Here is an 18283-nt window from a genome sequence, read left to right on the forward strand (position 1 = left end):
ACTCACCCCATATCGAAATGATCAACCGGTGATCGCCGCCAACCGCGTCGGTGGATCGAGGCTCAGGACCCGCACCGCATCGGCAGATCATGTGCGTTCCCGGCCGGCGGGCCCGGCATGAGTGGACTGCGCAGTGGGCTGCCTTTCGCGCCGACGGTAGAGGGCTTGACCTTCGGTGGGTCACACGGCGGTGAGCAGCGCGTCGAGCGGCCGAGGCAAGGTGTCCCGGCTGACTGCCACCTCGACGAGCAGTCGTGCGTAGCGCAGCTTGCGGCGCGAGCCGCTGCCCAGGAACCGCCGCATCTGCGCCTCGGGCTCCCGGCCGCGCCAGGCGGGCTGGCTCTGCAACGAGCGGAACGATCCGAGGTCGCCCTGCGAGTCGAAGAGTGCTTCGACCCCTGCGGTGCCCACGGCGCGGATCAGCTCGTCCTCCAGATCGTTGACGCAGACGTAGAACCCGAGGTGCTCCATGTCGGTGCGCGTGCGGGGTGAGCCGACATCGGTCGCGGCCAGTCCGCGCCGGAATATCTCCTCCTCATGCAAATCGCACAGACCGGCAAGTCGCACCCGGGTGCCCAGCGGGCCCAACCCCGTCAGGAAGCGGCCGATCGCGTGCGCCCCGCCGATCGGCACGATCACGACCCGCTCCGCCTCGAGATCCCGGCCGCGGCCCACGGCGGCCGTTTCCAGGGTGATCTGGTCGCTGATGCCCTCGACGAGCACCACGGCCACGGCGTTGTCGACCTTCGCCAGGGCGCGGGCCGTCGCCCGGATCGAGGCGGCAGGGCCACTCACGTAGCCATCGAGCGCCCTGCGGGCAAGCTCACGGCGATTGGTGACATCCATGGTGGTTTCCCGGTCCGGTGGTGATGGCAGGGACCCCGCACATCCGGCAGCGCCCTCGGGCTGTCCCCGCACGCTGGGCACGGGCACGTACGCAGCGAGTACAGAGAACGGACGTCCCGGCCCACGCCGGTTTTCCGCACGTCTGGTCGGCTATTTGGTCGGGTGGGTTACTGGCCTATGCGCCCGTCGATCCGCTCGCGTAACAGGTCCGCGTGACCCATGTGGCGGCCGTACTCCCAGACCATTCCCACCAGCACCTCGCGCAGCGACATTGATCCTCCACCGCTGCCATGCTGATTCAAGGGATCGTCGCCGGTGATGTCGAGACTGGACGCCTCGGCCACGAACCGCGTCGCGAAGTCCACCTCCGCACGCCATGCGTCCCATGCCTCCGCGACCACCTGGGGGTCGGGAACAGCACCATCGAAATCACCGTCACGGTCGCTGTCGGAGCAGAACAGCCGGGGCACGTCCTGTCCCGCCATCATCACCCGGAACGTCGCACGCTCCACCTCGGCCAGGTGTCGCACCAGCCCCAGCAGCGACATCGTCGACGGCTCGACGGAACGTCGCGCCATAGCCTCCGCATCAAGACCTGCACATTTCATCTCCAACGTGAGGCGTGCACAGCGCAGGGCTTCGACCAGCGTGGTGCGCTCGTCGCCCAACGTTGGTCCGTTCTCACGCGGGTCGTCGTCGGACGGCTTGCCGTCGGCGGTGAACATGTCGGCTCGTCGGGTTGCGGCCATGGCCGCAATCATCGACGATGCGCAAGGCGGCCGACAACAGATTAACGACATGCACTCGTGGGCCACGGATTCGGTGCCAACCGGATCGAGTAGCTGCTGCCCCACACGCCAAGCGCGGGCCGGGGACCAGCCAAGCGACATCATCGCAGGCCAGCCCGCCTGGTACGCAGAGTGATCGAGGCGCTGCGCGCCTCAGTCTTTGGAGCCTCGGATCACCTGCACACGTGCGCCGCAGCGACGGCTGGGCGTTCTCCACCGGTAGCGGCATGACCAGTGGCCGTTGGTGGGCTGGCTACCCTCGCGGGATGCCCGTACCGTTCCGGACGTCGCCCAACATGCTGTTCGAGACGACTGTCAAGGTCGTACGCCGGCTCTCGCCGGGGTTCGTCCGCCTGACCCTCGGCGGTTCCCAGTTGCGGAACTTCGCCCCCCATCAGCTCGACCAACGAATCAAGATCATGGTCGCGCCGGACGGCGGCTATCCGGGCGCGTTCCGGGCCGGAATGCGGGAATGGGAGTGGCGCCGCGCCTGGCGGGCGCTGCCAGACCCTGATCGTCCCCAGATGCGTAGCTACACTGCCCACCAGGTGCGGCCTGGGGACGAGGAGATCGACCTCGACTTCTACCTCCACCAGCCGGCCGGTCCGGCCAGCGCCTGGGCGGCGGGTGCCCGGGTGGGAGATCGGTTGCTCGTCTCCGGGCCGGACGTGCGTGCCGGGCAGCCGACGTACGGTGTCCAATGGGAGCCCGGCGCGGCGACGTGCCTGTTGGTCGCGGCGGACGAGACGGCCTTCCCGGCGCGGTCACCACCGTCGCCGGGCCGATCGCGTTCGTCGCCCTGGCAGCACCCCAGATCGCCCGACGGGTCGTCCGGACACCCGGCATCCCGCTCGCCGCGACGGCCGCGTGCGGCGCGCTGCTGCTGCTCGGCTCCGACCTGATCGCCCAGCACCTCATCCCGCTCACCGTGCCGGTCGGGGTGGTCACCGTCACGTTCGGCGGCGGATACCTGCTCTGGCTGCTTGTCCACGAGGTGAGGAGAAAAGGATGGTCGACGCTGTGACAGCGCGGCTGCGCGCAGACCGCGTCACCCTGCGGTACGACCAGCGCATCGTCAGTGAAGGGCTGTCGTTCGCGGTGCCCGACGGCTCGTTCACCGTGATCATCGGCCCCAACGCGTGCGGCAAGTCCACCCTGCTGCGCGCGCTGTCCGGGTTGCTGCCACCGGCAGCGGGCCAGGTGCTGCTCGACGGGACCGACCTGCGCGCGTACCCGGCGAAGGAACGCGCGCGCCGCCTCGCGCTGTTGCCCCAGACCATGACCGCGCCCGAGGGCATCACGGTCCACGAGCTGGTCGGACGGGGACGCTACGCCCACCAGCGCGTCATGCGACGCTACTCCCACGCCGACGAGGAGGCCATCGAGGCGGCACTCGCCCGTACCACGATGATCGACCTCGCCGACCGCCGGGTCGACGAGCTGTCGGGCGGGCAGCGCCAGCGCGCGTGGATCGCGATGGTGCTCGCCCAGGAGACGTCGCTGGTCCTGCTCGACGAGCCCACCACCTTCCTGGACGTGGCCCACCAGATCGACGTGCTCAACGTCCTGCACCGCCTCGTCGTGCAGGGCCGTACCGTCGTCGCCGTCCTGCACGATCTCAACCAGGCCGCGCGGTACGCCACCCACATCGTCGCGATGAAAGACGGCCGAATCGTCGCCGAGGGCGCTCCCGCCGCGACCATCACCTCCGACCTGGTCGCCGACGTGTTCGGACTGCCCAACCGCGTCATCGCCGACCCGCTGACCCAGGCACCTCTCATGATCCCCGCCGACACCCGGCCGGCACCCGACCCGCAGTCGAGCCTGCGGTAGTCGACGCGCGGGCAACGGCCCGGCGCGACGGCCTCGGCGATCAGCGCGGAGTGGTGTCCGCCAGCTTTGCGATGCGTCCACGGCGGGGTCAGTCGACCGAGCGCGGTGAAAGCCCGAGGCGCTGGCACGCCTGCTGGTACATCCGGACGACCTCCTGCCGGATCTGGGCGCGTTCGGTCAGCCGGTAGGCGAACGGGATACGCACCGGGACCTCGATGTCGTCGACGGTGACGGCGAACTCCATCCCCTCGGCGTCCACGTTGGTGGCGCGGGCCCGCGTGGCGGTCGGTTGCCCGCCAAGTGCACGGCAGATGAGCAGCGAGTCCTCGGCGTGGTCGTCGTTCATGTGGCGGCTGACGGCGGCGACCACCTCCGGGGTGAACGGGGCGGTCACGCCGCCGCCTCCGCGCCGTTGGCGGCAACGAGTGGGGCCAGGGCGGCGAGGACCGCGCTGTTGTGTCGGTACGCCACGAGAACCTCGTCGAGAAGTACGGTACGCCCCGTCTCGTCGAGCGGGAGGCTGTCCAGTCTGGCCCGGTAGGCGTCCTTGTACGCCTTCGGGTTGGTGATCCGGTCGAACCGGTAGAACGCGGCGCCGGCGTCACCGGTCAGTCCGTAGTGCCGGGTGAGCGAGCGTCCGATGTGCAGGCCGCCGGAGAGGTCACCGAGGTAGCGGGTGTAATGGTGGGCGATGAACCGCGCGGGTGAGCTGGTACAGACCTCGGCCACGCGCGCGGCGTAGGAGATGGTGGCCGGCGCCGGCTCGATCCGTTGGCGCCAGTCGGGTCCGAGCAGGAACTCCAGGTCGGTGGTGAGGGCTGGCAGCCGGGTCAGCGCGTCGTCGACGAACGGGCCGGCGAGCGGATCGTGGCGCATCGTGTCGGCGGTGGCCTCCAGCGCCTCGTAGATTGCGTGGTGTTGGACCACCAACGCGGTGTAGCCGGCCTGGTCGAGGTCACCGGCCACCAGGGCGGAGACGTACCGCTGGGATTCTGCGGTCTGGTGGGCCTCCCAGCTGGCGGCACGTAGCCGGGTCGAGAACGGGGTGCTGGTCGTACTCATTGCTCCTCCAGGGTGACGGGGGCTGTGCCGGTTGCTGGCGGAAGGGAACGACCAGCGGCAGCCGGGTGTGGGTGCGGTACGACCTCGACGTCGTGCCGGTACACCTTGCTGAGCAGCGGTGCGGTGAACACGGCGGCCGGGGGCCCCGAGGCCCGCACCTGGCCGTCGGCGAGCAGCGTGACGATGTCCGCGTACGCTCCGGCCAGGGTGAGGTCGTGTAGCACCACCACCACGGCGTCGCCGGCTCGTGCACGTTCCCGGGCGATTCCCTTGACCAGTTCCTGGTGGTGCAGGTCGGGAGCGGCGGTCGGTTCGTCGAGCAGCAGCACGGTGGTCTGCTGGGCCAGAACCCGCGCCAGCGCGGCGCGGGCCTGTTCGCCGCCGGACAGCGACGGGTACGGCCGGGTGGCGAACCGGGCCACGTCGCAGCGCCGGAGGGCCTCGGCGACGATCGCGTCGTCCCGTTCCTCTTCGGGGCGGCCGGTCCAGGGCGCCCGTCCCATCCGTACCACCTCCTCGACGGTGAACGGGAAGCTCAGGGTGCTGCGCTGGGGAAGCACGGCCCGGCGCATCGCCAGCTCCACCGGTGACCAGTGTGCCTGGGGTGTCCCGTCGATTTCGATGGTGCCCGCTGCGGCCGGCAGGTCGCCACTGACGGCGGCGAGCAGAAGAAGGCCGGTCCGCCGACGACGTGAAGGCCACGGCTGCGGTGCCGAGCAGCGCGGTGACCACGATCATCCGGATTCGCAGCCGTTCGACGTGGACCCCGAGGTGACGGGCGGCGGGCTCACCGAGGGCTGAACGTCGCGTATCGGACGGTCGACGGCCACACCAGGACCCTGACCAGGGGGCAATCGGATCTGCCCCGGAAGGCACCTCGGCTATAGTCGCCGCATGCACACCGGGCGCACCTACGTCGGCGTCGACCAGCGTAGACCGCTGTCGACGCTGTTCGTGCTGGCCGTGCTCGTGGTTGTACTGTGCGCGGCACAGGCGGTGGGCCTGTGTATCGTCTTTCGACTGGGACGCCGTGCCGTGCCGGGCTGTGTGCCGGCCTGGTCTGCCGACCGCGCCCCGCCGCGGCTCGCTGCTGCCGCCTGACACCCGATCGGCGTGGACTGAGACGGCCCGGTCATCGTCCGGACCTGTCGTGCCGCCAACCCGCGTTGCCAGACGAACGCACCGTGCGCCGCTACCCGCCCGCGTTCTGCCAGCCCGCTGACATGCCAGAACTCAGCGTGCCGGCCAGTTGTCGCTATCGAGCTCCGGCGCCCGGGGCGATCGTGAACGGGTTCACTGCTCGAATCCGGCTCGGGTCGCGTAGCGCGGTCGGGCTGGCTGCACACCTGCCGACACAGAGCCGGTCCCACTGATCCTCGTCATACCCTCTGCGGAGCTGCCCCATGGAAGTCGAACGCACCCCACTGCCCGGTATCGGGATGCGCCACTGCTTCACCACGGAGAACGGTCGCAGGGTGGGTGTCGTCACCCACCGTGCCAGCGGCCGACGTGACCTGGTTCACGACGACGGCCGGGACCCGGACGGCACGTGCAGCCTGGCCCTGACGCGCGCCGAGGCGATCGTGCTGGCCGGGTTGCTGGGCATCATGGACATCGTCGATGTGACCGAGATCCGAGACCAGCGCGACGCCGGCTACGAGTCGCAGACCGGGCCTGGGTCATGACCTGCCGCTCCGTGGCACCTGACCCCGGCTTGAACTGCGGATGTCGCCAAGCACCGCCCACCAGCGGTACAGCGTCCCGTCCCGACGCAGAGATGGCCCGACGCTCACCCCACTCCTGGGCGTCATCCGACGAACGCCACCCACCGCCACGCCAACGGCCCGGCGCCATCGTTGCGGAGCGCATCGGCGCTCCGCCCGTCGTACATCGGTTTCTGGGAAGGAGAACGGGATGCGGACGCACCCGGCCAGCAGACAGGACGAGCTCGACGTGCTGCGGATGGTCCTCGAAGAACAGTACGAGCGACACCGAACACAACTCGCGTTGCTCGCACGGCAAGCCGGCCGGCCCGGCCACGCGACGGTCGGCACGGACAGCAGCGCAGCGTTGACGGCCGTGTCGCGCCGAGCGCTCGGCGACCTTGCGCAAGCACTGCACGACCTGGAACAAGGCTGGTACGGCAGTTGCCAACGCTGCCGAACCGACATCGCCATCGAGTACCTGGCCCACCGGCCCGCCGCGAGGTTCTGCCCCAGCTGCGAGGCTGCGCCCACGCCGGAGCGCGGCCGGCACCGGACGGCATGAGCACGATGAGAGAAGGAACAAGCATGTCAGCCGAACATGAGCAGCAGCACGTGCCGACGTACGTAGCCGGCTCACCGCGTCACGTTGCGGTCGTCGGGGCAGGGATGGTGGGTCTGTGCACCGCCTGGTTCCTACAGGAGGCGGGCGCGCACGTCACGGTGTACGAGCGGGACCACGTGGGCTCCGGGGCCTCCTGGGGCAATGCCGGATGGTTGACGCCCGGGCTGACCGCGCCGCTACCGGAACCGGCGGTGCTGCGGTACGGGTTGCGGGCGCTGCTCAGTTCCCGGTCGCCGGTGTACCTGCCGCTGCGTGCCGATCGCAATCTGGTGCGTTTCCTCGCCTCGTTCGTGACGCACAGCACGGCGCGGCGGTGGCGGCGGGGCATGGCTGCCTACGTGCCGCTGAATGAGCGGGCACTGGAGGCGTTCGATGTGTTGGCTGCGGGCGGCGTGGCCGCACAGACGTACCGAACGAGTAGCTTCCTGGCCTGCTTCGCCGGTGAACGAGATGCACGGGGCCTGCTGGCCGAACTGGAGCAGATCCGAGCCGCCGGTCAGGAGGTCAGCTTCCACGCGGTCACCGGGTGGCGGGCCCGTGCCCTGGAGCCGGCGCTGACCAACCGGGTGAACGCCGCCATCCAGATCTACGGGCAGCGCTACCTGCACCCGCCCGAGTTCGTGCGGTCTCTCGCTGAGGCGGTGCGGGTACGCGGCGGTGAGATCGTCGAAGGCGTCAACGTCGTCGACGTGCTGCCCCGGCCTGGCAGCGTCTCGGTGGTCGGTAGCACCGGCGAGCGGCAGCAGCATGATGTGGTTGTCATCGCCACGGGCGCTCTGCTCGGCGAGTTGGCGGCGCGCTTCGGGACGCGGCAGCCAGTGCAGGCGGGTCGCGGCTACAGCTTCAGCGTGCCGGTGCAACAGATGCCGTGTGGCCCGCTCTACTTCCCGAAGCAGCGGGTGGCATGCACGCCGCTGGGCGACCGGCTGCGAGTGGCCGGGATGATGGAGTTCCGCCGCCCCGGCGATCCCCTCGACGAAAGGCGGATCATGGCCATCGTCGACGCCATCCGCCCATTCCTGACCGGTGTGGACATCGATGACCGGCGCGACGAATGGGTCGGCTCCCGGCCGTGTACTCCTGACGGGCTGCCGCTGGTCGGCGCCACCGCCGCACCACGGGTGTTCGTTGCCGGTGGCCACGGCATGTGGGGTATCGCGCTCGGCCCAATCACCGGACAGTTGGTGGCCCAGTCCGTGCTCAAGGGAGAAGCACCGCCGGAACTGGCACCGTTCGACCCGCTGCGCTAGCTACATGTAGCCGCGGACGCCGGGTAGGTGGTGCTTTTCGGTGACGGCTCGACCCGCCGGCCGCCCGTGATCGATCCGGGCGGCCGCGGCCCCTCATCATCGGCCCACGAGCGCCAGTTGGGTGGAGTTGTCGGGGAGGCCGGCGAGCGAGACCCTGCTGCCTCTGGCTGGCGTCGAAGTTCCGTAGCCTGGCAGGCTGTTGAACGCTGTCCAGGAACCGCTGGCGTTTCGCACACGGTGATAGATGGCATCGTCCGCGCCAACGATGACCACCTGCGAGGTACCGTCGGGCAGCCCGGCGACGGTGACGTCCTTGGCCACTGCCGTGCTGCCTGTGCCGCTGCCGTTGAGCGGCGCGAATTGGCTCCAGGTGCCGTTGGCGTACCGGATACGGTGGTGCAGGTATCCATTGGCGCCCGCGATGACGACTTGCGACGACCCGTCGGGCATGCCGGCGACGGCGACCGCGCTGCCAACTGCCGTGGTGCTCGTGCCGTTGCCGTTGAGTGGCTGGAAGCCGCTCCACGTTCCGTTGGTGTGACGGACGCGGTGGTAGATGCCGCTGTCGATGCCGACGATGACCACCTGCGCGGTGTTGTCGGGTTGCCCCGAGATGGCGACATCCTTGGCGCCGGCTGGGGTTGAGGTATTGAAACCGTTGAGCCTGCCGAATTCGGTCCAGCTTCCGTCCGCGTTGCGGATGCGGTGGTAGACCGTGTCGTCGCTACCGATGATCACGATCTGGGCCGAGCCGTTGGGCAGGCCGGCGATGGCTACCCGTTTTCCCTGCGCGGTGCTGGTGGTACCGCTGCCGTTGAGCGGCTGGAACTGGCTCCAGGTGCCGTTGGTGTTGCGGACGCGGTGGTAAATGCCATCGTCCAGGCCGACGATGACCATCTGCGCTGTGCCGTCGGGGAGGCCGGCCATGGCCATGTCCCTGGCACTGCCCTGCGAGGAGGTTTGGTAGCCGTTGAGCGGCTGGAATCCGCTCCAGGCCCCGGTTGCGGCGCGTACCGTGTGGAACATCGGGCCGACCGTGCCCGTCGATGGGTTCTGCGCTATGTACTCCAGCGGGTTGATCCGTACCCCGGCGGGGTTGATCATGTGCCAGTGCAGGTGTGGTCCGGTCGAGCTGCCCGATCCGGGTGCGCCTGCGGCGCCGCCGGACAGCCCGACGATGGTGCCGGCCGAGACGTAGGTTCCGTTGGCCAGTGCGAACTGGGATAGATGGAGATACTGGCTTCTGTAGCCTTCGGAGTGGCTGATGGTGACCGTGTGGCCGCCGGTGCCGTTGTACGGCGTGTTGGTGACGGTGCCCGCCCCGCAGGCGGGCAGCGGTGTACCCACGGGCATCGCGAAGTCGATGCCGCCCAGTGAGCCCCGGTCGAGGTGATCCTGCCATCCATCGGTGACTGGGTACCCGGCGAAGGGGTTGTAGATCGCCGGCGCGGCGTAGGCCCGGCCGGGCAACAGGATCCCACCGGCAGACAAGCCGGTGACGGCCACCGCGCCACGGATGAGGTTTCTCCTCGCGATTCCCATGCGTGCTCCTGTCCGGCGGAGAGATTGATCGCCACGGTAGGTACATGCACGCATGTACACAAGGAACTATGTCGATATCGAGTGGGGTGGGTGTGGCGGCGCGGACGGGTGTGAGGCGTTCAGGCGCGGCCGGTTCTCCCAGGGCGGCGTAGGGTGCGGGCGAGGGGCGGCCAGGCGTAGCTGGGTCTCGATGGCGAAGATCATCCAGGTTCACCGCCGAGCCGTGCAGCACCGCCAGCACCGGTCGGCCGCTCGTGGGGGACTTTCGGGCGCCGCGGCCACGATCACCTCGGCCGGCAGGCGGTGCTCAACCCGGCTGTGTCACCCGACATCGTGTGCCCACGCTTCGTGAAAATATCGTCACCTATTGATCTTTGAGGTGGTAGTCCGGCTTAATCGTCTATGCCCCTGTCCACTGCGGGGGGTGTGACAGAAGCGAGGGTTCAATGAAGCGAGCGACAACGCTCTGGCACAGGATCTGTGCCATGGCGATCACGCTGGTGACGGCGGCTGGGATCCTGGTCGTCGGAGCCGGCCCGGCGTCGGCCGCCAACTACTACTACGAACTGCCGTACCCGGCCGGCGAGGCCTACATGGTCACCCAGGGTCCGGAGGGCACGTACTCACGTCGGTCCGTACAACGAGTACGCATGGGACTTCGGCCTCCCGGCGAACTACGAGGTCTCCGCCGCGCAGGGCGGCCAGATCCTCGTATCAGACTGGTCGCCGTACTGGCAGAACGGCATCGAGGTGATCATTCGGCACTCGAACGGCACCTGCACCCACTACGCACACCTGAACCGGGCCATCTACAACACCGGCGACTGGGTCCCACAGGGCCGGGTCATCGGCTGGTCGGGCAGCACCGGGGCGTCGACCGCGCCGCACCTGCACTTCCAGGTGATCAACTGCTACACCCGGGTCGGCATCCCCGCCACCCTCCAGGGCTGGACCCCGTACACCGGGTCCTGGCCGGTCAGCGTGAACTACTACGCCTGACAGCGCGGCCCGCGCACGGTGTTGCTCACACGAGCCACACCGTGCGCCGGATCGCAAGGGATGCGGCGGCCGGTACGTCGCCTCCGGCCGGATGTGCTCGGCGTGCGGACGCATCGACGGGCCGAAGCCGTTGAACGTCCGGTCGGACTGCCCGTTGTGCGGTCCACGACCGGGATGTGAACGCCGGCCGCGGAACGTGTTGGCCCAGGGACGTTGGGACAACTCAAACGCCGGTGGAGCGCAGGTAAGACCGCCACCCGTGTCGGCACCGCGCCGAGAAGCAGGAGTCCACTCGGACGTGGTGCGCTGTTCCACGCGTGGCGTGGAGGGAATCCCGTCCTCAGGGCGGGGAGAACGTCAAGAGGGTCGGTGCTCGAGCCATCCGATCAGGTCGTCGGTGACGAGTTCCCCGTCGTCCTCGATGTTCTCGCTGATCGCGCCGAGGTCGAGTAGCCAGACGCTGGAGCGGTCGCGGCCGTGCTGTCGCATGAGCAGGCCGTTGCCGCCGCTGTCGTCGCCGACGAGGACCCACTCGGGCGCGTAGTCGGCCACCTCGAAGGTCTCGTTGCGTTCCTGGATGACGTGCGGCCCGTAGATGAGCATGCCGTCGTCGCGCAGCAACCCGGGCGTGGCGCGCCACAGCCGCGCGACCGTTGGGTTGGGGCCATCGCCGAGCCCACGAGCGAGGGCGTCGGTCACGGCGAGGAAACCGGCGAACGAGTCGGCGACGTCATCTTCCACCCCGTCGAGCGCGCTGCGGCGCACTACGGGAAGTTCGTCGCCGCAGCGACGGTCCAGCGCGTACGAGTAGGCGTCGCCGTCGGCGTCGGTGAAGAAACACAGCCGCTGGCCGTCGTGCCGCCAGGGCGCGGTGATGGCATCGTGCTCGTCGTCGAACCCGGGCGCGGCGACGGTCGCCAGCTGCTCGCCGCCGATCCAGCCGACGCCGTACTCGGCCAGCCACCAGCGGTACGAGGCTGGCAGCGGGCCGACACGCTCCTCGGCACGGCGCAGGTCCGGCTCCGCAACGCCGCCGGCCGGCCGCCGTGCGAGGCCGGGTGAGGCGTCGAGGAGCTCGTGGAGGCGGTCGAGGTCGGGGGTCACGAGATCATTTTAGAAGTCGTGGACCCGATGGCCCAGCGCCCGATCGCCCGTTCCAGCGTCGCGAGATCCTCGGGCCCCGCCCGCAACGAAGGGATGGGCGGCATCCGTCCGGCGATGTCGTGTGCCGCACCGTTCGAGGTCCATCCAGGACACGCTGAGGTCCGTGCCGATCCTCGGCGCGGAGTACCACCGCCGGGCCATCGAGGCTGCGGAGCCCACCCGGAGCCGGAGCCCCTTCCGTTCGCCTGACTGGTGACCGGGCCTGGTCAGGGCGGCTGCACAGCCCTCCGACGACCGCCCGATCGGATCTTGGAGGGACCACGACATGGTGGATAGGTTCAAGTTCCTGTGAGCCTGGCCACCCACCAGCCGACCGGGCTCCGCAAGTGTTCAGGAGGACCCATGACCAACGGCGGCTATCCCGCTACACCCTCAACCGACCCAGTTCACTCCACCGTGAACCGACGGCGGATGCTGACCATTGCCCTCGGCGGCGCCGCCACCGTGGCCCTTCCCGCGCCGGCATGGGCGGCCACTGACCAGCGCCCCGGCGCCTACCGTCCGCCAGCGCTCACCCCGGACGACCGCAAGGTCATCGCTCAGGTGTCGGCCGAGCGGGCACTGTCGCACCTGCGTGTCCTCAGCGAAGACATCGGGCCGCGCATCGGCGGGACGGCTTCCGAGCGCCGCGCCGCCGACTACATCGCCAAGGAGCTGGACCACCTGGGGTACGACACCCGGTTGGAACCGTTCGCCGTGGCGGACAAGTTCCTCGCTCAGCTCGCCTCGCCGGCCGGACTCCCCACCGACCTGAACTGGCAGGCCGGTGCCTCCCCGCACGCTGCGCTGGACACCACGGTCAGCGGCGACGTGGTGGACGCGGGCGCGGGTGCACCGGAAAACTACCCCCCGGACGTAACCGGCCGCATCGTGCTGGTCGACTACGTGGCGGCGCAGCGTGAGCAACTGGTGGCCACCGCCCGGGCCCGTGGGGCCGCCGCCGTCGTGTTCCTCGCGGCTGACGGCGTACCGCCCCGGCGGACGGCGGCGTTCTCGCCGACCCTGCCGGGCTCGGCCAGCTCGCCGGTGCCGTTCCCGGTGGTCGGGGTCGCCCAGGCGCAGAAGGAGCGGCTGCGTGGTCTGCTCGCCGCCGGTCGGCTCACGCTCACCATCTCCACCGCCGCGCACCGTGGTCTGACCTCGAACAATGTCATTGCCGAGCGGGTGGGGCGTTCGGGTGCCGGTGGGCCGGTGGTGATGGTCAGCGCCCACTACGACACGGTCATCGGCGCACCCGGCGCCAACGACGACGGCTCCGGCACGGTGCTCTGTCTCGAGCTGGCCCGTGTGCTGCGCGCGATCCCGGTCGAGGCCACCCTCCGGTTCGCCCTGTGGGGCTCGGAGGAACAAGGGCTGATCGGCTCCCGTTACCACGTCCGGCAGCTCCCGCAGGCGGAGCGGGACCGGTTCCTCGCGGTGTACCAGAACGACATGGTCGCCACCAGCTGGGACCCGGCGACACGGTACTGGCTGCTGTCGTTCACCGGTCAGTCCAACCGGGCCACCGACGAGGTGACGGCCGCGGCGGTTCGCCTCGGCTACGACCCGCGGATCTCGCCGGTGACGCAGCGCGGTTCCAGCGACCACCAGTCCTTCCAGGAGGTCGGCATCGCCAGTGCCAACTTTTCCTGGCGTGGCGAGGAGAGTCCGGCACTGCTGGAGCCGCCGTACCACACCCCTGAGGACACCATCGCCAAGAACATCAGCCTAGAGCGGCTCCAGGTGTCGCTCGAGCTGATCGGTTGCGCCGCATACGCGACCGCTCGCTGAACAGTCCCGCCCGTGGCGCCGGAACTGGCGCCACGGGCGGGCACAGCGGCTGCCCCACCTGCACACCTTCACCCACAGCATCGGCCAGGACCGCGACGCCGTGAACGCCGCTGCGACCCACGGCTGCCACAACGGCGGCACCGAGGGCGTCAACACCAAGACCAAACTGACGAAACGTCAGATGTACGGACGCGCCGGCTTCCCACTCCTTTCGACACCGAATCCTGCTCGGCTGAACGGCGCCCTCCGTCGCCATCGAAAGTGGCACAGCGCCTTACTCGGACAGCCCCTGCAGCAAGCGCGTAGGACGCCGACTTCGGGCAGGTGGGGAATCAGGCAGACAATTCGGCGTGGCCTTCGGTGATTTTTCGGTTGTGTCCTTTCTTTCGGACGCCTGGACCGAATTACGGAACACGCCATATCTTTTATAAGAACATCAATGTCATTGCTTATTTTGTCAGATCTACGACTAGTTTGAAGTCGCGCGTGAATCAATTCGCGTCTACTGCCCCTCCGCGTCTGCGAGTAGGACAAGAAGTCAGAAGGGCCCGAATCATGCCTGATTCCCCGTACACCAACTCGCCTGATCCCGCCAGCATGCCGTTTACCCGGCGTGTGCTCCTGCGCATCGGTGGTGTGCTCGGCCTGGCCGCCGTCGGCACCACCGGGGCCGGTGGTGCCGCGTCGGCGGGCGACACCGGCACCCACGACGTCCCGGACGCCCCGGGCGGCTTCGGCGCCCCACCGGCACGGGAGGTCGGCCGCCGGCAGGCGCACCGGACCGGTACCGAGAGCGCCACCGACGTCCGGCCGGGCCGGGCGACCGGGCCGGAGTCCGCTACCGCCTCCGGGGTCCGTCTCGCCCCGAACGACGCCCGCATCATCGACACCCCGCTGAGCCGCCGCCCGACGCCGTGGATCGTGGAGGGCTGAGAAATGCAACTCCACTTCCGCAACAGCTACGGTCCCCGGATCTGGGTCGCGATCATGTACTACGACACCGGGTGCAACGCCTACGGTTCTCCCTGGGCGACCCGGGGCTGGTGGGCCATTGACCACGGCGGCCAGGCGTACGTGCTGGACACGAACAACCGCTACGCCTATTACTACGCGGAGGCTGCGGACGGTGCGGTGTGGACCGGCCAGTACGGGCCGATCTATGTACCGCAGGCCGCGTTCAACCTGTGCGAGAACATCGGCCAGACCGGCGCCCGGATCGTCGGGCTCCGCGAGGTCTACATACCCAGCGACAGTCACACGGTCAATCTCGTACCGTGAGCCACGGCCACAGAATCAAAACGAAACGGGTACGCCCAGTGCAACCGAACCAGTTCGTCGTGCATCACCGGCCAGTCCTGACGAACGTCTGACGACGTGGCCCCGCACGCGATCCGTCTGCGGGGTCACGCGGCAGCGTGGTGAGCCCTTCTCATCGTGAGTGGCGGTCGGCCTCGATGGCGTGCAGGACGAGAATGGCCTGGACGATCGCGGTGGCTCGGCGGGGCAGCAGCGCAGGTTGGTCAGGACCTTCCAGCCCTTGAGGGACAGCCGCGATAGAAACAGCTCAATCTCGACGAGTACACCTGGGCCACCTCTGGCCACATGCGCCCGGCCCGCGCGTTGCGAGTGTCGGCAGGCGCGGATGACCAGCGACGGCGCGGTGTCTCGGTCAGCCCTCCGCCCCGTTGGGCCAGCCGAGGAGTCGGGCGCCGAGCACTGCGGCGTGCAGTGTGAAGCGTTGGGTGGGTTCGTTGGGGTGGTAGCCGGTCAGGTTGTGGATGCGGTCGAGGCGGTAGGTGACCGCCCGTACGGACAGGTGCATCTGCCGAGCGGTGGCGGTGTGGTTGCCCTGGTTGTCGAAGAGCACGGTCAGGGTGTCCAGGTAGGGCTGGACACCGCCACGAGCCGTGGTGAGTGGGCCGAGGACGGTGGTGACCAGGTCGGTGATGGCATCGCGGTCACGTAGTAGGACGGGGAAGACCAGCAGGTCAGCGGCGTTGAGCACGGGTGCGGTGAAGCCGAGTTTGGCGGCGTGGTCGAGAGCGTTGCGGGCTTCCTCGAGAGAGGTGGCCAGGCCGTGCACGCCGGGGTGGGCCCGGCCGACGGCGACCTGCCAGCCTTCGGCGCCGAGGTCGGCGATGAGCAGGTGTGCGAGTTCAGCCCCGATACCCCTCAGACCGCCGGCGCTGATGCAGATCAGGTCGCCCTCGCACAGGGTGGTGAGGGTGTTGCCTTCACCGAAACGGGCGGCGAGCGCCGCGTCGACGCGGTGGGCGAGGTCGGTGGTGAGGCGGGAAGCACGGGCGACCAGGACGGTGTGGGTAGCCGACAGGCGGATGCCGTAGCGGTGGGCTCGTTCGGCCAGGCTGCCGGGTTCGGCTCGACCGGTGAGCAGGTCGTTGACGAACGCGGCGCGCTCGCTGTCGTGCCGGAACAGTTCGGCGCGGGTCTGGTTCAGGTATCCGTCGAGGGCGGCCACCAACACGGAACGCGCGGTGTCCAGTAGCGCCGCAGCGCGCCTGGACACTGCGGCGGCATTGTCGGACTGACCGATCGAATTGGTGTTCCAGTAGGCATCGGCGGCGGCGAACACGCCGGCGACCAGGTCGTGCAGTTGCAGGCCGGCGTCAGCGGCACGGGCGCCCAGCCGGCCGGCGCCCTGGCCCCGCCGGCGGTCGGCGGGGGCACGCAAGAGGTCTTCCCAGCCTTCGGTCAGCCAGGTGTGGTCGGTCATCTGCCGTTCCTCGTGGGCGTTCTGGTGGTCGTCTGGGGGTAGTGGGCGGCCACCAGAATCCGCGTCAGACACCTACGTCGCGGCGATCGAACATGAGCACCCCGACGACCGTGGTCACGGCACCGACAGCCATGAGGGTGAGCAGTTCGACCGGGTGCCAGCCGGTGTGCAGGGGATCGGTGCCGATGAAGTAGTGGAACGGCGACAGCCAGCGCAGCCAGTGCCAGCCATCGGACATGCCGCTGACAGCGTTGGCCATGTAGGTGGCGACGGCAAGGACACCGGTGGTCGTCAGAACAGTGCCGCGTTTTCCGGTGGCGGCGCCGGCGAGAAAGGCGATGCCCGTGAAGCACCACACCAGGGCGATCAAACCGGCACCGGCAGCAGCGACGTTGGACAGCGGAATGTCCATGCCCACCCGTGGGAGGATGATCATTAGCAGGATCAACGGGATGGCCGCGACCACCGTGACGGCGGTGCCGGTCGCCGCGAGGCGCTGTCCGGCGAAGGCGGTCCGTGACAGCGGGTTGGCCAGCAACAGCTCCATGCCGCCGTCCTCCTCCGGACGGGCGATCGTACGAGTGGTCAGCGTGATCGCGCACATGAGTACCAGCAGCGGTCCGATCAGGCTAAAGATCGTTGCCTGCAGGTAGCCGGCCGGCGAGAGCATGTCGGCGATGCCGAGGAAGTCCAGCATCCCCTGCGGCAAGGCGTCCTGCTTCAGTTCCGCGGCCCCCTGGAACTGGCTGTAGAAGGAGGTGTAGATGACGGTGAAAAGAGCGACGCCGGTGGCCCAGCCAACCAGCGCACGGCGGTCGTCCCGCCAGGTCTTACGCACCAGCGCGGGAAGCATCGCCGACTCCTTCGGAGTGGTAGTAGAACGACAAGAAGGTCTCTTCCAGATCGGGCTCGGACGACAGCATGTCCACGACCTCATGTCGCGCCGCGGCTTTGATCAGCGGGTCGAGGCGGCCATCCACGGTGCATCTGAGCACCGGCCCGGACACCGACACGTCACTCACCCCGGGAAGGACGCTGAACTCCGCCGGATCCACGGGATCATCGAAGTGGATCTCCACCGCACGGATGGCACGCTTGCCGAGCGACTCCACGCGTTCGACCGCAGCCAGCCGGCCGTCGCGGATGATGGCCACCCGGCCGGCGGTCTGCTGCACTTCGGCGAGAACATGGGAGGACATGAAAACGGTCTGGCCGGCGTCGCGGGCTTCGCGGACCATGGCCAGGAACTCCTGCTGCATGAGCGGGTCCAGGCCGCTGGTGGGTTCGTCCAGGATCAGTAGGGCCGGTTGGTGCATGAACGCCTGTACCAGGCCGACCTTCTGCTTGTTGCCCTTGCTCATGGTGCGGACCGGGCGGGACAGGTCCAGGTCGAGCCGCTCGGCCAGATCGGTTACCTGCGACCAGGCCACGCCGCCACGGGCATCGCCGAAGAAGCGCAACAGGTCCTCGGCTCTTTCCCGGCCGGGAAACGTCAGCTCGCCGGGCAGGTAGCCGATCTGCCGGTGCAGGACGGCCTTGTCCCGGCGCGGGTCGAGCCCGAGAACCGTCGCGCGGCCAGAGGTCGGACGTAGGAAGTCCAGCAGCAACCGGATGGTGGTGGTCTTCCCGGCGCCGTTGGGCCCGAGGAAGCCCATCACCTCACCGGTGCGGACCTCAAGGGTGAGACCCTCGATGCCGCGGCGTTGGCCGTAGAACTTGGTCAAGTCCTCGGCGAGCACGGCGATGTCGCTTGTCATGCCCACATCGTGGCGCTCACGCCCGTCCGGCATCCAGGGCCGCGTCCGGTCGACATCGGGCAACAGGTTTGCCGGCATCCGGCAACCACACCACACGCATCGCCTACCTGCCGCCCAAGCGCCGGCCGCTCGCCGGTATGGGTGGACTGTCAATCCCCTGGAATCGTGGAGGACTCGGTTATGCGGCCTGGTCCTCCAGGGCGCGGATGG

General features: G+C 69.0%; 20 protein-coding genes and 3 pseudogenes. 12 read left to right on the plus strand and 11 right to left on the minus strand.

Features of this window, described 5'->3' with window-relative positions; all coding sequences use genetic code 11:
• Nucleotides 1-180: 180 nt before the first annotated feature.
• Together V6U90_RS29605 and V6U90_RS29610 are read right to left on the minus strand one after the other, a co-directional pair.
• Nucleotides 181-846 (minus strand): TOPRIM nucleotidyl transferase/hydrolase domain-containing protein, encoded by a 666-nt coding sequence (locus V6U90_RS29605; RefSeq protein WP_334443666.1) that lies wholly within the window; start codon nucleotides 844-846, stop codon nucleotides 181-183.
• A 167-nt stretch (nucleotides 847-1013) separates the two neighbouring features.
• Nucleotides 1014-1571 carry a DinB family protein gene (locus V6U90_RS29610; protein ID WP_334443668.1) on the minus strand — a complete coding sequence of 186 codons (558 nt, stop codon included), beginning with the start codon at nucleotides 1569-1571 and terminating at the stop codon, nucleotides 1014-1016.
• Between the two features lie 359 nt (nucleotides 1572-1930).
• Here V6U90_RS29610 and V6U90_RS34030 point away from each other — a divergent pair.
• From V6U90_RS34030 to V6U90_RS29620, 3 genes and pseudogenes are all read left to right on the plus strand, one after another.
• Nucleotides 1931-2296 (plus strand): annotated as a pseudogene (locus tag V6U90_RS34030) (siderophore-interacting protein); the annotation flags it as partial.
• 38 nt (nucleotides 2297-2334) lie between these two features.
• Nucleotides 2335-2658: an iron chelate uptake ABC transporter family permease subunit gene (locus V6U90_RS29615; RefSeq protein ID WP_334443671.1), complete on the plus strand. Its 324-nt coding sequence runs from the start codon at nucleotides 2335-2337 to the stop codon at nucleotides 2656-2658.
• Nucleotides 2655-3467, plus strand: a complete 813-nt coding sequence (locus tag V6U90_RS29620; protein WP_334443711.1) for an ABC transporter ATP-binding protein — start codon at nucleotides 2655-2657, stop codon at nucleotides 3465-3467. The genes V6U90_RS29615 and V6U90_RS29620 overlap by 4 nt, the downstream gene beginning before the upstream one ends.
• Before the next feature lie 88 nt (nucleotides 3468-3555).
• On the opposite strand, the gene V6U90_RS29625 is transcribed toward V6U90_RS29620, so the two are convergent.
• From V6U90_RS29625 to V6U90_RS29635, 3 genes are read right to left on the minus strand one after another with little or no spacing between them, the layout of a single operon-like run.
• Nucleotides 3556-3861, minus strand: a complete 306-nt coding sequence (locus tag V6U90_RS29625; protein ID WP_334443674.1) for a DUF2470 domain-containing protein — start codon at nucleotides 3859-3861, stop codon at nucleotides 3556-3558.
• The gene (locus V6U90_RS29630; protein WP_334443676.1) at nucleotides 3858-4529 is read right to left on the minus strand and encodes a biliverdin-producing heme oxygenase; all 672 of its coding nucleotides are present in this window, start codon (nucleotides 4527-4529) and stop codon (nucleotides 3858-3860) included. The genes V6U90_RS29625 and V6U90_RS29630 overlap by 4 nt, the downstream gene beginning before the upstream one ends.
• Nucleotides 4526-5197, minus strand: coding sequence for an ATP-binding cassette domain-containing protein (locus tag V6U90_RS29635; protein WP_334443714.1), 672 nt, complete (start codon nucleotides 5195-5197; stop codon nucleotides 4526-4528). The genes V6U90_RS29630 and V6U90_RS29635 overlap by 4 nt, the downstream gene beginning before the upstream one ends.
• 226 nt (nucleotides 5198-5423) lie before the next feature.
• Between V6U90_RS29635 and V6U90_RS29640 the strand changes: the two genes are divergently transcribed.
• From V6U90_RS29640 to V6U90_RS29655, 4 genes are all read left to right on the plus strand, one after another.
• On the plus strand, nucleotides 5424-5630 hold the full coding sequence (locus tag V6U90_RS29640) for a hypothetical protein (protein WP_334443679.1): 207 nt from the start codon (nucleotides 5424-5426) through the stop codon (nucleotides 5628-5630).
• Nucleotides 5631-5932: 302 nt separating this feature from the next.
• A complete protein-coding gene (locus tag V6U90_RS29645) occupies nucleotides 5933-6214 on the plus strand; it encodes a potassium transporter TrkA (protein WP_334443682.1) in 282 nt (93 codons plus the stop codon).
• A 229-nt stretch (nucleotides 6215-6443) separates the two neighbouring features.
• Nucleotides 6444-6797, plus strand: coding sequence for a hypothetical protein (locus V6U90_RS29650; protein ID WP_334443685.1), 354 nt, complete (start codon nucleotides 6444-6446; stop codon nucleotides 6795-6797).
• A 23-nt stretch (nucleotides 6798-6820) separates the two neighbouring features.
• Nucleotides 6821-8107: an NAD(P)/FAD-dependent oxidoreductase gene (locus V6U90_RS29655; protein WP_334443687.1), complete on the plus strand. Its 1287-nt coding sequence runs from the start codon at nucleotides 6821-6823 to the stop codon at nucleotides 8105-8107.
• Nucleotides 8108-8203: 96 nt separating this feature from the next.
• Here V6U90_RS29655 and V6U90_RS29660 read toward each other — a convergent pair whose 3' ends face one another.
• Nucleotides 8204-9649: a peptidoglycan DD-metalloendopeptidase family protein gene (locus V6U90_RS29660; RefSeq protein WP_334443689.1), complete on the minus strand. Its 1446-nt coding sequence runs from the start codon at nucleotides 9647-9649 to the stop codon at nucleotides 8204-8206.
• 510 nt (nucleotides 9650-10159) lie between these two features.
• On the opposite strand from V6U90_RS29660, the gene V6U90_RS29665 reads away from it, so the two are divergent.
• A complete protein-coding gene (locus V6U90_RS29665; RefSeq protein ID WP_334443717.1) occupies nucleotides 10160-10648 on the plus strand; it encodes a M23 family metallopeptidase in 489 nt (162 codons plus the stop codon).
• A gap of 357 nt (nucleotides 10649-11005) precedes the next feature.
• Here V6U90_RS29665 and V6U90_RS29670 read toward each other — a convergent pair whose 3' ends face one another.
• The gene (locus V6U90_RS29670) at nucleotides 11006-11752 is read right to left on the minus strand and encodes an SMI1/KNR4 family protein (protein WP_334443691.1); all 747 of its coding nucleotides are present in this window, start codon (nucleotides 11750-11752) and stop codon (nucleotides 11006-11008) included.
• Between the two features lie 471 nt (nucleotides 11753-12223).
• On the opposite strand from V6U90_RS29670, the gene V6U90_RS29675 reads away from it, so the two are divergent.
• The 4 genes and pseudogenes from V6U90_RS29675 to V6U90_RS29690 all read left to right on the plus strand — a co-directional run bounded on the left by V6U90_RS29675 (nucleotide 12224) and on the right by V6U90_RS29690 (nucleotide 14860).
• A complete protein-coding gene (locus V6U90_RS29675) occupies nucleotides 12224-13582 on the plus strand; it encodes a M28 family peptidase (protein WP_334443695.1) in 1359 nt (452 codons plus the stop codon).
• Between the two features lie 37 nt (nucleotides 13583-13619).
• A pseudogene (locus V6U90_RS29680) lies at nucleotides 13620-13818 on the plus strand (transposase); the annotation flags it as partial.
• Between the two features lie 319 nt (nucleotides 13819-14137).
• The gene (locus tag V6U90_RS29685) at nucleotides 14138-14515 is read left to right on the plus strand and encodes a hypothetical protein (RefSeq protein ID WP_334443697.1); all 378 of its coding nucleotides are present in this window, start codon (nucleotides 14138-14140) and stop codon (nucleotides 14513-14515) included.
• Nucleotides 14516-14518: 3 nt separating this feature from the next.
• Nucleotides 14519-14860, plus strand: a complete 342-nt coding sequence (locus V6U90_RS29690) for a DUF1036 domain-containing protein (RefSeq protein ID WP_334443700.1) — start codon at nucleotides 14519-14521, stop codon at nucleotides 14858-14860.
• 151 nt (nucleotides 14861-15011) lie between these two features.
• Here the strand turns inward: V6U90_RS29690 and V6U90_RS29695 are convergent.
• The 4 genes and pseudogenes from V6U90_RS29695 to V6U90_RS29710 all read right to left on the minus strand — a co-directional run.
• Nucleotides 15012-15127 (minus strand): annotated as a pseudogene (locus V6U90_RS29695) (IS5/IS1182 family transposase); the annotation flags it as partial.
• Nucleotides 15128-15251: 124 nt separating this feature from the next.
• Nucleotides 15252-16316, minus strand: a complete 1065-nt coding sequence (locus tag V6U90_RS29700; RefSeq protein ID WP_334443702.1) for a PucR family transcriptional regulator — start codon at nucleotides 16314-16316, stop codon at nucleotides 15252-15254.
• Between the two features lie 64 nt (nucleotides 16317-16380).
• Nucleotides 16381-17169 (minus strand): ABC transporter permease subunit, encoded by a 789-nt coding sequence (locus V6U90_RS29705; RefSeq protein WP_334443705.1) that lies wholly within the window; start codon nucleotides 17167-17169, stop codon nucleotides 16381-16383.
• A complete protein-coding gene (locus V6U90_RS29710; protein WP_442933692.1) occupies nucleotides 17147-18073 on the minus strand; it encodes an ABC transporter ATP-binding protein in 927 nt (308 codons plus the stop codon). Before V6U90_RS29710 ends, V6U90_RS29705 begins: the two co-directional genes overlap by 23 nt.
• Nucleotides 18074-18283: the final 210 nt, after the last annotated feature.

This window comes from Micromonospora sp. CPCC 206060 (assembly GCF_036906895.1).
Classification (GTDB): Bacteria; Actinomycetota; Actinomycetes; order Mycobacteriales; family Micromonosporaceae; genus Micromonospora.

Bases quoted from the DNA above. Each gene is read 5' to 3' on its own strand.
- V6U90_RS29685 (WP_334443697.1), top strand. From the start codon at position 14,138: ATGCCTGATTCCCCGTACACCAACTCGCCTGATCCCGCCAGCATGCCG.
- V6U90_RS29645 (WP_334443682.1), top strand. From the start codon at position 5,933: ATGGAAGTCGAACGCACCCCACTGCCCGGTATCGGGATGCGCCACTGC.
- V6U90_RS29640 (WP_334443679.1), top strand. From the start codon at position 5,424: ATGCACACCGGGCGCACCTACGTCGGCGTCGACCAGCGTAGACCGCTG.
- V6U90_RS29655 (WP_334443687.1), top strand. From the start codon at position 6,821: ATGTCAGCCGAACATGAGCAGCAGCACGTGCCGACGTACGTAGCCGGC.
- V6U90_RS29650 (WP_334443685.1), top strand. From the start codon at position 6,444: ATGCGGACGCACCCGGCCAGCAGACAGGACGAGCTCGACGTGCTGCGG.
- V6U90_RS29610 (WP_334443668.1), bottom strand. From the start codon at position 1,571: ATGTTCACCGCCGACGGCAAGCCGTCCGACGACGACCCGCGTGAGAAC.
- V6U90_RS29710 (WP_442933692.1), bottom strand. From the start codon at position 18,073: ATGACAAGCGACATCGCCGTGCTCGCCGAGGACTTGACCAAGTTCTAC.
- V6U90_RS29690 (WP_334443700.1), top strand. From the start codon at position 14,519: ATGCAACTCCACTTCCGCAACAGCTACGGTCCCCGGATCTGGGTCGCG.
- V6U90_RS29615 (WP_334443671.1), top strand. From the start codon at position 2,335: ATGGGAGCCCGGCGCGGCGACGTGCCTGTTGGTCGCGGCGGACGAGAC.
- V6U90_RS29675 (WP_334443695.1), top strand. From the start codon at position 12,224: ATGCTGACCATTGCCCTCGGCGGCGCCGCCACCGTGGCCCTTCCCGCG.
- V6U90_RS29660 (WP_334443689.1), bottom strand. From the start codon at position 9,649: ATGGGAATCGCGAGGAGAAACCTCATCCGTGGCGCGGTGGCCGTCACC.
- V6U90_RS29630 (WP_334443676.1), bottom strand. From the start codon at position 4,529: ATGAGTACGACCAGCACCCCGTTCTCGACCCGGCTACGTGCCGCCAGC.
- V6U90_RS29605 (WP_334443666.1), bottom strand. From the start codon at position 846: ATGGATGTCACCAATCGCCGTGAGCTTGCCCGCAGGGCGCTCGATGGC.
- V6U90_RS29700 (WP_334443702.1), bottom strand. From the start codon at position 16,316: ATGACCGACCACACCTGGCTGACCGAAGGCTGGGAAGACCTCTTGCGT.
- V6U90_RS29705 (WP_334443705.1), bottom strand. From the start codon at position 17,169: ATGCTTCCCGCGCTGGTGCGTAAGACCTGGCGGGACGACCGCCGTGCG.